Annotated in this window: 12 protein-coding genes; 10 read left to right on the forward strand and 2 right to left on the reverse strand. The window is 71.5% G+C overall.

The window, feature by feature from the left end:
• Positions 1 to 27 precede the first annotated feature (27 nt).
• Entirely contained in the window at positions 28 to 477 is a 450-nt protein-coding gene (locus tag C1N81_RS34455) for a cell division protein SepF (protein WP_394435228.1), read from the reverse strand.
• A gap of 343 nt (positions 478 to 820) precedes the next feature.
• Here C1N81_RS34455 and C1N81_RS34460 point away from each other — a divergent pair, with 343 nt between their 5' ends.
• On the forward strand, positions 821 to 2143 hold the full coding sequence (locus tag C1N81_RS34460) for a DUF5685 family protein (protein WP_394435229.1): 1323 nt from the start codon (positions 821 to 823) through the stop codon (positions 2141 to 2143).
• A 122-nt stretch (positions 2144 to 2265) separates the two neighbouring features.
• Here the strand turns inward: C1N81_RS34460 and C1N81_RS34465 are convergent, their stop codons facing one another.
• A complete protein-coding gene (locus C1N81_RS34465) occupies positions 2266 to 3207 on the reverse strand; it encodes an ABC transporter substrate-binding protein (protein WP_394435230.1) in 942 nt (313 codons plus the stop codon).
• Between the two features lie 605 nt (positions 3208 to 3812).
• On the opposite strand from C1N81_RS34465, the gene C1N81_RS34470 reads away from it, so the two are divergent.
• The 9 genes from C1N81_RS34470 (at position 3813) to C1N81_RS34510 (ending at position 13916) form a co-directional block, all read left to right on the forward strand.
• Positions 3813 to 4664 carry an amino acid ABC transporter permease gene (locus tag C1N81_RS34470; RefSeq protein WP_394435231.1) on the forward strand — a complete coding sequence of 284 codons (852 nt, stop codon included), beginning with the start codon at positions 3813 to 3815 and terminating at the stop codon, positions 4662 to 4664.
• A complete protein-coding gene (locus tag C1N81_RS34475) occupies positions 4661 to 6442 on the forward strand; it encodes an FAD/NAD(P)-binding protein (protein ID WP_394435232.1) in 1782 nt (593 codons plus the stop codon). The genes C1N81_RS34470 and C1N81_RS34475 overlap by 4 nt, the downstream gene beginning before the upstream one ends.
• Positions 6443 to 6488: 46 nt before the next feature.
• On the forward strand, positions 6489 to 7379 hold the full coding sequence (locus tag C1N81_RS34480) for an amino acid ABC transporter permease (protein WP_394435233.1): 891 nt from the start codon (positions 6489 to 6491) through the stop codon (positions 7377 to 7379).
• On the forward strand, positions 7376 to 8161 hold the full coding sequence (locus C1N81_RS34485) for an amino acid ABC transporter ATP-binding protein (RefSeq protein WP_394435234.1): 786 nt from the start codon (positions 7376 to 7378) through the stop codon (positions 8159 to 8161). Before C1N81_RS34480 ends, C1N81_RS34485 begins: the two co-directional genes overlap by 4 nt.
• A 43-nt stretch (positions 8162 to 8204) precedes the next feature.
• Entirely contained in the window at positions 8205 to 9176 is a 972-nt protein-coding gene (locus C1N81_RS34490; RefSeq protein ID WP_394435235.1) for an ABC transporter substrate-binding protein, read from the forward strand.
• A gap of 40 nt (positions 9177 to 9216) precedes the next feature.
• Complete coding sequence (locus C1N81_RS34495; RefSeq protein ID WP_394435236.1) at positions 9217 to 10296, forward strand: LLM class flavin-dependent oxidoreductase; 1080 nt, start codon at positions 9217 to 9219, stop codon at positions 10294 to 10296.
• A complete protein-coding gene (locus C1N81_RS34500; RefSeq protein ID WP_394435237.1) occupies positions 10293 to 11645 on the forward strand; it encodes an LLM class flavin-dependent oxidoreductase in 1353 nt (450 codons plus the stop codon). The genes C1N81_RS34495 and C1N81_RS34500 overlap by 4 nt, the downstream gene beginning before the upstream one ends.
• Positions 11646 to 11915: 270 nt before the next feature.
• Positions 11916 to 12818: a S1 family peptidase gene (locus C1N81_RS34505; RefSeq protein WP_394435238.1), complete on the forward strand. Its 903-nt coding sequence runs from the start codon at positions 11916 to 11918 to the stop codon at positions 12816 to 12818.
• Positions 12819 to 13025: 207 nt separating this feature from the next.
• The gene (locus C1N81_RS34510; protein ID WP_394435239.1) at positions 13026 to 13916 is read left to right on the forward strand and encodes a slipin family protein; all 891 of its coding nucleotides are present in this window, start codon (positions 13026 to 13028) and stop codon (positions 13914 to 13916) included.
• The last annotated feature ends 167 nt before the right edge of the window (positions 13917 to 14083 follow it).

Below are 14083 nucleotides of genomic sequence, written 5' to 3' on the forward strand. Positions count from 1 at the left end.
GGCGTCTGCGCTGATCGGCCCCGGTGATCAGCTCTGGTTGAAGAAACCATCCGGCTGGGTGCGGGACTCACGGCCCGACACGATCTGGGTGTCCGCCGGGGTGAGGAGGAAGACCCGGGTGGCCACGCGGTCGATGGAGCCGCGCAGACCGAAGATGAGGCCCGCCGCGAAGTCGACGACGCGCTTGGCGTCGGCCGGCTCCATCGACGTCAGGTTCATGATGACCGGGGTGCCCTCACGGAACATCTCACCGATCCGCCGCGCGTCCCGGAAGCTGTCCGGCGTCACGGTGCCGATGCGGCGCCCCTCCTCCTGGGCCTCCTCCGCGGCGACCTTCACGCGCGGGTCCGTCACCCAGGCGGCCGGGCTCGCGGCGGCGGGCTCGGGCCCCTCGTCGTAGTCGTCGTCGTAGTAACGCTCGTCATCGTTGTCGTCGACGAGGCCAAGCCAGGCACTTGCCTTACGCACCGATCCCATGGACGCCTCCTCTCACAGCGGTTCCTCTGCGTTCCGTATCCCTATGGTCGTCCATGATGCTGATGCCGCGCCAAGTGGATAGTCGCCGCGCGGGGTTTTCGTGACGGTACTGGTGCACAGTCAACACGGGGTTGTCCCAAGGTTTCCAAGGGTCGTGCGGGTCAAGGGTGCTGACTGAGCATGAAATATGATCCTTCGCGGCGTTCGGGTGATCTCGGGTGCGTACGGGTGAACGAAAGGGTGTCGTGATCGCTCGGTACGATCGGACGTACCCGGTCCGCGCGAGTTGACACCGCTCTCTCGTGTGTTGACGGGCCATCATCCGACGTACGGGGGAGACGTCTTGTTCGGAATCGTCCGGCCTTGCAGCCATCGGCTCGGTGAGGACCTCAAGACCCAGTGGATGGCGCACCTGTGCGGGCTCTGCCTGGCGCTGCGCCGCGACCACGGGCAGTTCGCCCGGATCGTCACCAACTATGACGGTCTGCTCGTCTCCGTGCTGACGGAGGCTCAGACCGGGACCGCGACCGCGGGCGACGGCCGCAGGCAGGCGGGCCCCTGCCCCCTGCGCGGTATGCGCACCGCCTCCGTCGCCCGGGGCGAGGGTGCCCGCCTGGCCGCCGCCGTCTCGCTCGTCCTCGCCTCGGCGAAGGTCCGTGACCATGTCGAGGACCGGGACGGCCTGTTCGCCCGCAAGCCCGTCGCCGCCGCCGCGAAGAAGGTCGCCGCGAGTTGGGGCAGGGCCGGGGCCCGCGGCGGATCCGCCATCGGCTTCGACACGGCCGTGCTCGTCGACGCCGTCGAACGGCAGGCCGGGATCGAGGCGCTCGCCGGGCCCGGCACCGCCGTGCCCGAGGTGACCGAGCCGACCGAGACCGCGACCGGCGCCGCGTTCGCCCACACCGCCCATCTCGCGGGCCGCCCGCACAACGCCGAGCCGCTCGCCGCCGTGGGCCGCATGTTCGGCCGGCTCGCGCACCTCCTGGACGCCGTCGAGGACCGCGCCGCCGACGCCGCCGCCGGTGCCTGGAACCCGCTCACCGCCACCGGCACCGGGCTCGTCGAGGCGCGCAAGCTCGCCGACGACGCCGTGCACCGCATCCGGCGCACGCTGCGCGAGGTCGACTTCGCCGACGGGAAACTCGCCCACCTGCTGCTCGCGCACGAGCTGAGACGCTCGGTCGACCGGGCCTTCGGAACGGACGCGTGCGCCACCGGGCACGGGCCGCACGCCGCCACGGCCTCCACGCCCCAGGGCGGCGGCACCCCGGACGGCTGGGTCCCGACCGGGGCGCCGGGCGGCCCCTACGCGCCGACCGGCCAGGGCCCGTACACCTCCCCCAACCCCTACGGCGGCGGACAGCCGGCGCAGCCGGTCCACCCCGGCGGGCCCGGCGGGCCCGGCGACCCCGGCTGGTTCGGCGGCCCCGGCGGCGGGGGCGGGCACGAGCCGCACAAGCCCGGCAAGCGCGGACTCCTCGCCGGGTGCGCCGTCGCCATCGGCCTGTGCTGCACCTGCAAGGTGTGCTGCGCCGACGAGTTCGAGGGGCCCTGGTCCCGCAAGAAGCGCGAAGGCGCGTGCAGCAGTTGCGACTGCAGCTGCTGCGAGTGCTGCGAGGCGTGCGAATGCTGCGAGTGCTGCTCCTGCTGCGACTGCGGGCTCTAGGCTCCAGGACTCCGGCGCCTCCAGCCTTCAGCCTTCAGCCTTCAGCCTCCAGCCTCCAGGGCTCTGCGGGCGGGGCCCTCAGGGCTCCAGGACTCTGATTGCGGGGCGCCGCGGGGGAGCCGTCAGTCCTTGATCTCCGGCGGGGAGATCTTGGACGTGTCGATGCCGGACGGGGCCGTGCCCCACTTCTTCAGGATCTTCGCGTAGGTGCCGTCCGCGATCAGCTTGTTCACCGCCGCCTGGAACGCCGGGGCCAGAGGGGTGCCCTTCTTGAAGGCGAAGCCGACGTCCAGGCGGTGGAACTCGTTGAGGAACTTCAGCCCCTCCTGCTGCTTCACGGCGTACCGCAGGCCGTTGATCGTGCTCATCACCACGTCGGAGCGGCCCTGCTGGAGCGAGGACCAGACGGCGCTCGGCTCGGAGTACGTCTTCACGTCGTACGGCTTCTCGCCCGCGTCCGCGCAGGCCTTCTTGTTCTCCTCCAGGGTCGCTTCGAAGGTGGTGCCCGCGCCCGTCGCCACGTTCAGGCCGCACAGCTGCTTCAGGTCGGTGACCTTCTTCAGGTCGCTGTCCTTGCGGACGGCGAAGCCCTGGCCGTCATTGATGTAGGTGACGAAGTCGATCGTCCTGCGGCGCTCGTCGGTGACGCCGAAGTTGCCCGTGCCCAGGTCGTACTTGCCGCTGCCCAGGGCGGGGAGGATCGCCTCGAAGCTCGCGACCTCCTGGTCGAGCTCGATGCCGAGCACCTTGGCGACGGCGTTCGCGAAGTCGATGTCCTGGCCGACGATCGTCTTCCCGTCGGGCAGATACGTCGAGTTGGGCGGATTGCCGCCGACGGTCACGGCGATCTTGAGGCTGCCGCTCTCGCGGACGCCGGCGGGCAGCAGTCTCGCCGCCGCGGGATCTCTCGCGAGGCCGGAGACCACGTCGGTCGTGGGGATCTCGGCGTTCTTGGCGGCGGCGGTCTCCGCGCCGCCCCCGCCGTCGCCCGAGCCGCAGGCGGTGAGGCCCAGCGTGGCGACGGTGATCAGCGCGAAGGTGGAGGTCAGGGAGGTGGAGCGCATGGCGTGGGGTTCTGCCCTTCGATGACGGCACGACAGGACGGCACAGCGGCACGACAGGACGGCACAGCGGCACGACAGGACGGCACAGCGGACGGATACGCGAGGGGAGGGGAGAGCGCGGCAGGGCGAAGGCGCGGGCAGGTACGCGAAAGCGCGCGTACCGGGACGCGTGAACAAGGGGTGGTGCGGGGCGCGACGCGCGCGGAGAGCGAGGACGTGGACGTGCGCTCACACGGTCATGCGGAGGCGACGTCGTGCGCTCGCGGAAACCAGCGCGGGAAGAGCAGACCAGACGCGGACAGAAGGCGTCAGAAGGGCATCAACAGGATGCGGACCACACTCGACCGAAGTCGATGTGGGAGCGCGTGACCAGCCACTGCTGCGGATGCATGCGCCAAGTGGAACAGGCATCCGTTTCGGCGTCAACTCACTTGAGACGTACGGCTCACACTGTGGACACCCTTGACAGAGCGCGCGCAAGGGCCCGTACTCTCAGGGGCGGTACCGCTGCTGAGGGGCTCCGGTGCCGATTCCCGTGCGCACGCAGGTGTCGAAGGCAAGACCAGGCCGGCCATCCAGGATGTCCGGTCCCACGGAGCCTTCTCATGTCATCGGACATCCTCGCCAAAGTCCCGCCCTCGGCCCCGCCGGCCGCCGCCTCCGCCGCACCGCGCATCGTTGCGCGCCGCCGCCCCGGACAGTGGGTGGCCGCCGCCCTCGTCCTCGTCCTGCTCGGACTCGCCGTCAGCTCGGTCCTGCGCAACGAGGCGTTCCAGTGGGACGTGGTGGGGGAGTACTTCACCTCGTCGTCCGTCCTGCGCGGGCTCGGGCTCACACTGTGGCTGACCGCGCTCGTCATGGCGCTCGGCTTCGCGATCGGCACGCTGCTCGCCATCATGCGGCTCTCCGCCAACCCCGTGCTGCGTGCCGTGAGTTGGGGCTACGTGTGGCTGTTCCGGTCCATGCCGATCCTGGTGCAGCTGCTGTTCTGGTTCAACATCGGCGCCCTGTACCCGACGCTCCTCGGCGTGAAGACCGTCGACCTGTTCGGCCCGGTCACCGTCGCCATCATCGGGCTCACCCTGCACGAGGCCGCCTACGCCGCCGAGGTCGTGCGCGGCGGCATCCTCTCCGTCGACCGGGGCCAGATCGAGGCCGCCCAGGCGCTCGGGCTCAGCCGCGCCCGCCGCTGGCGCCGGATCGTGCTGCCGCAGGCCATGCGCTCCATCGTGCCGCCCGCCGGGAACATGCTGATCGGCACCCTCAAGGGCACCTCGATCGTCAGCGTCATCGCCGTGCAGGACCTGCTCTACTCGGTGCAGCTCGTCTATCACCGCACCTACCAGGTCATCCCGCTGCTCCTGGTCGCCACCATCTGGTACGTCGTCGTCACGTCACTGCTCAGCGTCGGCCAGTACTACATCGAGCGGCACTACGCGCGCGGGACGACCCGGTGAGCGCGGCGCGGCAGTCCCTCGTGATCGTGGGCGCGGGGCCCCGGGCGACCGGCATCCTGGAGCGCATCGCCGCCAACACCGCCGAGGACGGCGCGGAGTTGGCGCTCGACGTGCATCTCGTCGACCCGTACCCGCCGGGCGCCGGACGCATCTGGCGGCGCGAACAGTCGCCGCTGCTGTGGATGAACTCGCAGGCGCAGGACGTCACCATGTTCACCGACGACACCGTGCAGGTCGACGGCCCTGTACGGCCCGGCCCCGCCCTGCACGAGTGGGCCGGCCTCGACGGGCGCGTCTTCGCCGACCGGCGCAGCCAGGGCCGCTACCTGCGCTGGGTGTACGAGAAGGCCGTCGCCGCGCTGCCCGAGGGCGTCGTCGTCCACCACCACGCGCGGCGCGCCCTGCGGGTCGACGGGCCGCGCGACGGACGCCAGCAGGTGTGGCTGGAGGGCCGCACCAAGCCGCTGCTCGGTGACACCGTCCTCCTCGCCCAGGGCCACCTGGACGCCGAACTCGACGACGGACAGCGCGAGTTGCGCGCCTACGCCCTGCGGCACGGGCTCGTCCACCTGCCCCCCGACTTCACCGCCGACTCCGACCTGAGCGCGCTCGCGCCGGGCCAGGACGTCCTCGTACGCGGCTTCGGGCTCGCCTTCGTCGACCTCATGGTGCTGCTCACCGAGGGGCGCGGCGGGCGCTACGAAGGGGACCGGTACATCCCCTCGGGCCGCGAGCCCGTCCTCCACGTCGGCTCGCGGCGCGGCGTCCCGTACCACTCGAAGATCGGCTACGACTGGGACGCGGCGGCGGGGGAGCGCCCGCCGCTGCCGCGCTTCCTCGGCCCGGCCCAGATCGACGCACTCCTCGCCAGACCGGACGGGTTCGACTTCCGCGCCGACGTGTGGCCGCTCATCGACAAGGAACTCGGCTTCGCGCACTACCACCGCCTCTTCACCGCGCACCCCGAGCGCACCGCCATGGCCTGGACCGACTTCGAGGAGAAGTACGCGGCCGCCGCCCCGCTCGGCGCCGAACTGCACGCCCTCGTCGCCTCCGCCGTCCCCGACCCCGCCGACCGGCTCGACCTCGACGCCCTCGACCACCCCCTCGCCGGGGTCCGGCACACCTCCTACGACGATCTCCAGGCCGGCCTTCGCGCCTACATCACCGCCGACCTCGACCGTCACCACGACCCGGCGCACAGCCCCGACCTCGCCGTCTTCATCGGCCTGCTCTCCGTGTACGGGCAGGTCATGCGGCTCGGCGACATCGGCGACTGGTGGCACGGCTTCTTCAGCTATCTGGCCTCGGGGCCGCCAGGACCCCGTCTTCGCCAGCTGCTCGCGCTGTCCCGCGCGGGCGTCGTGAAGTTCGTCGGGGCCGACATGCGGGTCAGCGCCGAGGACGGGGTGTTCCGGGCGACCGGTGCCACCGTGCCGGGCCATGTCGTGGAGGCCCGCGCCCTTGTCGAGGCCCGCCTTCCGCAGCCCACGCTCGCCCGTACCCGCGACCGGCTCCTGCGCGAGCTGCACGCGGACGGGGCCCTGTCGACCCCGGCCGGGCTGCTCGCCGTCGACCCGGACGACGGACGCGTCCTGTACCGCGACGGCGGCGCCCACCCGCGCCGCTTCGCCCTCGGCCCGCACACCAACGCGCGGGGCGCCGGAGGCTTCACCCGGCCGCGCACCAACAGCCCGTCCTTCCGGCAGAACGACGCCACGGCGCGCGCCATCCTCGCGTTCCTGCGGGGCCTGTCCTGTCGCGCCACCGCCGCCTGAGCGGCCCCGCGTCCTCCCTTCCTCTTGATCACTTCGAGGTACCCCTATGTCTCTGACCAGCGACCCACCCGTCCAGCACGAGGGAAAGGCGGCACCGTCGCCCCCTGACTACGCCCAGCTCAAGGTCGTCCCCGTCCGCCACCCCTGGCGCTGGGTGGCCATCGCCGCGACCGCCGTGCTGCTCGCCCAGTTCGCGCACGGCCTGGTCACCAACGCGGGCTGGGAGTGGGAGGTGTTCGCGGAGTTCTTCACCGCGGACGTCATCCTCAAGGCCGTCTGGACGACCCTCCAGCTCACCTTCTACGGGACCGCGCTCGGCTTCGCCCTCGGCATCGTGCTGGCCTTCATGCGGCTCTCGCGCAGCCGGTTCCTGAAGACGGTGGCGTTCGGCTACATCTGGGCGTTCCGCTCGATCCCGCTCATCGTGCAGCTCCTCTTCTGGTTCAACCTGGCCTACCTGTACAAGGAGCTGCAGTTCGGCATCCCCTTCGGGCCCGGCTTCTTCTCCTTCGACACGATGGGCCTGGTCGGCGCGATGAGCGCCGCCGTCCTCGGGCTCGCCCTGCACCAGGCCGCGTACGCGGCGGAGATCGTGCGCGGCGGCGTCCTCGCCGTCGACAGCGGTCAGCTGGAGGCGGCGGCCGCGCTCGGCATCCCGCGCCTGCGCCAGATCCGCCGGATCGTGCTGCCGCAGGCGATGCGCTCGATCCTGCCGAACGCCGCCAACGAGGTCATCTCCCTCTTCAAGGGCACCTCGATCGTCTCCGTCATGGCGATCGGCGAACTCTTCTACCAGGTGCAGGTCATCTACGGCCGCAACGGCCGCGTGGTGCCGCTCCTCATGGTCGCCACCGCCTGGTACATCCTCCTGACCAGCGCGCTCTCCGTACTCCAGCACTACGTGGAGCGCCACTTCGCGAAAGGCACGACCCGATGAGCGCCCCCGCCCCCGAGGCCCCGGCCCCCATGGTCGACATCAAGGCCGTCCACAAGAGCTTCGGCTCCCTCGAAGTGCTGCGCGGCATCGACCTGGAGGTGCGGGCCGGCGAGGTCACCGTCGTGCTCGGCCCCTCCGGCTCCGGCAAGTCGACGCTGCTGCGCACCATCAACCACCTGGAGAAGGTCGACAGCGGCTGGATCAGCGTCGACGGCGCGCTCGTCGGCTACCGCCGCTCCGGCGACAAGCTGTACGAGCTGCGCGAACGCGAGGTCCTCAAACAGCGCACCCACATCGGCTTCGTCTTCCAGAACTTCAACCTCTTCCCGCACCTCACCGTCCTGGAGAACGTCACCGAGGCGCCCGTCGCCGCGCTCAAGCGGCCCCGCGCCCAGGCCGTCGAGTCCGCGCGCGCCCTCCTCGCCCGCGTCGGCCTCGCCGACAAGGCGGACGCCTACCCCCGCCAGCTCTCCGGCGGCCAGCAGCAGCGCGTCGCCATCGCCCGCGCGCTCGCCCTGGAGCCGAAGCTGCTCCTGTTCGACGAGCCGACGTCCGCGCTCGACCCGGAGCTGGTCGGCGAGGTCCTCGACGTCATCAAGGACCTGGCGCACCAGGGCACCACGATGATCGTCGTCACCCACGAGATCGGCTTCGCCCGCGAGGTCGCCGACACCGTCGTCTTCATGGACGAGGGCCGCATCGTCGAGCGCGGCGCCCCCGGCGACGTACTGGACGCGCCGCGCGAGGACCGCACGAAGGCGTTCCTGTCGAAGGTCCTCTGAACCCCCGCTTTCCCTTGTCGCGCAACCACTTAGGAGTACGTCCATGCTTTCCCGCCGCACCCTCGCCGCCTCCGTCGCCGCGCTCGCCCTCTCCCCGCTCCTCGCCGCCTGCGGGGGTGACAGCGACGCCGCCACGACCACCGGCAGCGGCGGCACCAAGAAGGTCGGCAGCATCAACATCGGCCCCGACCAGCACCGCATCCGGGGCAAGAAGGACGCCAAGATCGCGGCCCTGGTGCCGGAGGCGGTTCGCGAGCGGGGCACGCTGCGGCTCGGCGGCAGCGCCGACGCCTCGCCACCGCTCGGCTTCTTCGCCACCGACGACAAGACGCGGATCGGCTCCGAACTCGACATCGCCACCCTCGTCGCGGACACGCTCGGCCTCAAGCTCCAGTCCGAGCTGGTGAGTTGGGAGAACCTCTTTGTCGGGCTCGACAGCGGCAAGTTCGACGCCGTGTTCTCCAACGTGACCGTCACCGAGGAGCGCAAGGAGAAGTACGACTTCGCGACGTACCGGCTCGACAACATCGCCTTCGAGGCGAAGAAGGGCACGGACTGGCGGGTCAAGGGGCCGAAGGACGTCGCGGGCAAGACCATCGCCGTGACCTCGGGCACCAACCAGGAGAAGATCCTCGTCGACTGGAGCAAGCAGGACGAGAAGGCCGGTCTGAAGCCCGTCACCATCAAGTACTTCCAGAAGGACACGGACTACTACCTGGCGCTCCAGTCCGGGCGTATCGACGCCTATCTCGGCCCGAACCCGTCCGCCGCCTACCACGTGGCCTCCGCCGGGCAGTCGCAGATCATCGGCACCATCTCGGGCGGCGGCGACCTCGTGCAGGGCAAGATCGCGGCGACGACGAAGAAGGGCAGCGGCCTCGTCGACGCCTACGCGGCCGCCCTGGACCACGTGATCGCGGACGGCTCGTACGGGCGGGTCCTCAAGCGGTGGGACCTGTCGAGCGAGGCCGTCGCCAAGTCGGAGATCAACCCCAAGGGCCTGCCGAAGCCGTGAGCCCTTCCCTCCTCTTACGCTCCCGAAAGGTCCACCAGCCATGACCAGCCAACCGGGCCGGGGCCTGCTGCACCTCGCCGCGGCCGTCGACCTGCCCGGCACCTTCGACGCCGGACCCCATCTGCAGCTCGCCCGCCTCGCCGAGCACGGCGCCCTCGACTTCGTCACCCTGCACGACGGCTTCGGCGGGCCGGGCCTCGACAGCCTCTCCGTGCTGTCCCGGATCGCCCCGCGCACCTCACGCGTCGGCCTCGTGCCGACCGTGACCACCACCCACACCGAGCCCTTCCACGTCCAGGCCGCCGTCGCCACGCTCGACTGGGTGAGCCGCGGCCGGGCCGGCTGGCGGCCCGACGTCTCGCCCGGCGACCACGAGGCGCGCCTCGTCGGGCGCCGGGACGCCGCCGCCCCCGCGGACCTGTGGCGCGAGGCGGGCGACGTGGTCGACGTGGCCCGCAAACTGTGGGACAGCTGGGAGGACGGCGCCGAGATCAGGGACGCCGCCACCGGCCGCTTCGTCGACCGCGACAAACTGCACCACGTCGACTTCGAGGGGCGTACGTTCTCCGTGCGCGGCCCGTCCATCGTGCCGCGCCCGCCGCAGGGCAACCCGGTCGTCGTGATCGACGCGACCCTGCCGTACGCGTACGACGTCGCCGCCCGGCACGCCGATGTCGCCCTGGTCGCCGTCGCCGAACCGGACCGGCTCGCCGCCGCCCGCGACGGGCTGCGGCGCCGCGCCGCCGAGCACGGCCGCGACCCCGGCACCCTGCGCGTCCTCGCCGCCCTGCGGATCGACCTCGGCGACGGCGAGTACGCGGCCCAGCCGGGGCACGGCGGCGGCCCGCTGCCCACGAGCGAGGGCCCGCTGTACCGGGGCGGGCCCGTCGACCTCGCCGACCTCATCACCGACTGGCACCGCGCGGGCGCCGCCGACGGCTTCCACCTGACGCCGCTCGATCCGCGCCGCGACCTGGAGCGCCTGGTCAACGGGACGGTGCCGCTGCTCCAGCACCGCGCCCTGTTCCGCACCTTCTACCCGGGCAGCACGCTCAGGGAGCACCTGGGGCTGGCCCGGCCCGCCAGCCAGTACGCCGCCCTCGCGGGAGACCCCTCATGACCCTGCCACGCAGCACGCGCGGTGACCGCAAACAGATCCACCTCGCCGCCCACTTCCCCGGCGTCAACAACACGACCGTCTGGGACGATCCGGCGTCGAGGTCGCAGATCGACTTCGCCTCCTTCGAGCACCTGGCCCGCACCGCCGAACGCGGCCTCTTCGACTTCTTCTTCCTCGCCGAGGGGCTGCGGCTGCGCGAGCACAAGGGCCGCATCCACGACCTGGACGTGGTGGGCAGGCCCGAGTCGCTGACCGTCCTCAACGCGCTCGCCGCCGTCACCGACCGGCTCGGGCTCGCCGCCACGGTCAACGCCACCTTCAACGAGCCCTACGAGACCGCCCGCCGCTTCGCCTCCCTGGACCACCTCAGCGGCGGGCGCGCGGCCTGGAACGTGGTGACCTCCTCCGACGCGTTCACCGGCGAGAACTTCCGCCGCGGCGGCTACCTCGACCGCGCCGACCGGTACACCCGCGCCGCCGAGTTCGTCGAAGTGGCGCGGAAGGTGTGGGACGCGGGCACCGGGCGCCCGTTCCGGCACGCGGGGCGGCACTTCACCGTCGAAGGGGAGCCCTCCGTCCCGCGCCCGCCGCAGGGCCACCCCGTCGTCATCCAGGCGGGCGACTCCGCCGAGGGCCGCGAGTTCGCCGCGTCCACCGCCGACGTCATCTTCACCCGGCACGGCACCCTGGATGCCGGGCAGGCGTTCTACGCCGACGTGAAGGCGCGGCTCGCGGCGTACGGGCGGGAGCCGGACGACCTCAAGATCATGCCCGGGGTGACGGTCGTGCTCGGCGACACCGCCGCCGAGGCGCAGGAGAAGGCCGCCGAGATCCGCCGCCGCCAGGTCTCCCCGCAGAACGCGATCCTCGCCCTGGAACAGGTCTGGGGCGTCGACCTCTCCTCGTACGACCCGGACGGGCCGCTGCCCGCCATCGACCCGGTCGTCGACTCCGGGCTCTCGCAGGGGCGTACGCACCGCGGTGACGTGCTCGCCCTCGCCGAGAAGTGGCGGGCCCTGTCCCGCGCCAAGGGCCTCTCCATCCGGCAGACGGTGATCGAGGCGAGCAGCCGGCAGTCGTTCATCGGGACGCCGGACGCGGTCGCCGCCGACCTCGACGACTTCGTCCAGGGCGACGCGGCCGACGGATTCATCCTCGTCCCGCATCTGACCCCGGGCGGGCTCGACGCGTTCGTGGACCGGGTGGTGCCGCTCCTCCAGGAGCGGGGTGTGTTCCGCACGGCGTACGAGGGCACCACCCTGCGCGCGCATCTGGGTCTGCGCCCCGCCGCATCCGGAGCGCCGACTTCCGGCCATCCCGTGGCGGCCGGCCGGGGCGGTGGAACCTGAGGGCTCCGCAGCCCGTCTACCCCGAAGGAGCCGAGCCCCGGCGGCGTACGGGATGTACGAGTGAAGCCGTCGGGGCGTTCCGTCGTGCATGCGGAGATCCCGTGCACGTCTGAAAGGCGCTCTTGAGTCGATCATTTGAATCGCCGAATACTCCCGGGCAAGCGCTTGTCAGGAACACGGCGTGTTCGGAATCCGGACGCCCGCCCTGGCCGCGCCTCACGGGCCCCGACCCCACGCGGGCCCCCGACTTCCCCTCGGGAGGAACGAGCAGTGAGGATCAAGCGCACCACCCCCAATGGCACGGTGAGACGGACCAGGCTGATCGCCGCGGGCACCGGCTTCCTTGCCGCGGCAGCGTTCGCCGTACCCTCCGCGCACGCCGCCGACGCCCCGCAGACCTTCAGCGCCGCCGAACTCACGCAGACCAGCGACGCGGTGCGCAGCGCCGACATCGCCGGTACGGCGTGGGCCGTCGACCCCGCGACCAAGCAGGTCGTCGTGACCGTCGACGAGTCGGTCTCGCAGGCGGAGATATCCCGCATCAAGCAGGAGGCGGGCGACACCGCCGGGGCGATCAAGATCAAGCACACCCCCGGCACGTTCAACAAGCTGATCTCCGGCGGCGACGCCATCTATGCGAGTAGCTGGCGCTGCTCGCTCGGCTTCAACGTCAAGAACAGCGCCGGGGCCGACTACTTCCTGACGGCCGGGCACTGCACCGACGGTGCGGGCACCTGGTGGTCCAACTCGGGCCACACCACGACCCTTGGCACCACCGCCGGGTCGAGCTTCCCGGGCAACGACTACGGCCTCGTGCGCTACACCAACACCTCGGTGACCAAGTCCGGCACCGTCGGCAGCGTGGACATCACCAACGCGGCCACGCCGTCCGTCGGCACGACGGTCACCCGGCGCGGCTCCACCACCGGCATCCACAGCGGCCGGGTCACCGCCCTCAACGCCACCGTCAACTACGGCGGCGGCGACGTCGTCTCCGGCCTCATCCAGACCACGGTCTGCGCCGAGCCCGGCGACTCCGGCGGCCCGCTGTACGGCGGCACCACCGCCTACGGCCTGACCTCCGGCGGCAGCGGCAACTGCTCCTCCGGCGGCACCACGTTCTTCCAGCCGGTCGTCGAGGCGCTCAACGCCTACGGGATGCACGTCTTCTAGTCCCGGCCCCGACATCCGGCGTCCGTGCCCGCGCAAGCACGGACACCCAGCACGGCCAGTGTGCGAAGCCCCCGCCGGTCCGGCCCGGCGGGGGCTTCCTCGTCCGCGCTTCTCCTCGCCGCCCGGCTCTCCCGCCCCGCCCCCTGCCGGGGTTACCGTCGAAGTGCTGCGTTGCTGCGCCCACTTCGGACCCAGGGGGGCCGTGCGATGGTCGAGGAATTGGTGGCGGCCGGGGTGGCCGCGGTCTGCGCCGGAGCGGTGTACGGGATGGCGGCGGCGCGGGTCGTGCGCCAGTACGAGCGGGGGGTGGTGTTCCGCCTCGGCCGGCTCAGGTCGGCGGTGCGCGGACCCGGGTTCACGATGATCGTCCCGTTCGTGGACCGGCTCCACAAGGTCAACATGCAGATCGTCACGATGCCCGTGCCCGCACAGGACGGCATCACCCGGGACAACGTCACGGTGCGGGTGGACGCCGTCATCTACTTCAAGGTGGTCGACGCGGCCGAGGCCGTGGTGCAGGTCGAGGACTACCGGTTCGCCGTCTCGCAGATGGCCCAGACCTCGCTGCGCTCCATCATCGGCAAGAGCGACCTCGACGACCTGCTCTCCAACCGCGAGAAGCTCAACCAGGGCCTGGAGCTGATGATCGACAGCCCGGCCATCGGCTGGGGCGTGCAGATCGACCGCGTCGAGATCAAGGACGTGTCCCTCCCGGAGACCATGAAGCGGTCGATGGCCCGGCAGGCCGAGGCGGACCGGGAGCGGCGGGCCCGCGTCATCAACGCCGACGCCGAACTCCAGGCGTCGAAGAAGCTCGCCGAGGCGGCCGGGGTCATGTCGGACCAGCCCGCCGCGCTGCAACTCCGGCTCCTGCAGACCGTGGTGGCGGTCGCCGCCGAGAAGAACTCGACACTCGTCCTGCCGTTCCCGGTGGAGCTGCTGCGCTTCCTGGAGCGGGCCACGCCGGGGGACGCGGGGCGGGCGGCGGAGGCGGCCGTGCGGCACATGTCCGCACCGGACGCCTTGGAGGGACTCGACGGGAAAGCCCGGCGCGCGCAGGAGCCGGTGGCGGAGGAAGAGACTCCGCGGGCCACATGAAGCAACGGGCCGGGCGCTTTTACACCACCGATTTTCGGACAGGACCAGACCTTACCCTCCGCCGAACCTCCCGAGCACAGGGTGTTTGCAAAGGGGACCGACGTGGGCCGCCAGGGGCGTACAAGGTACGAAAGGCGCACGGCAGTTCCCGTACGCGCGTCCTGAAG

This window comes from Streptomyces sp. SGAir0957 (assembly GCF_043523415.1).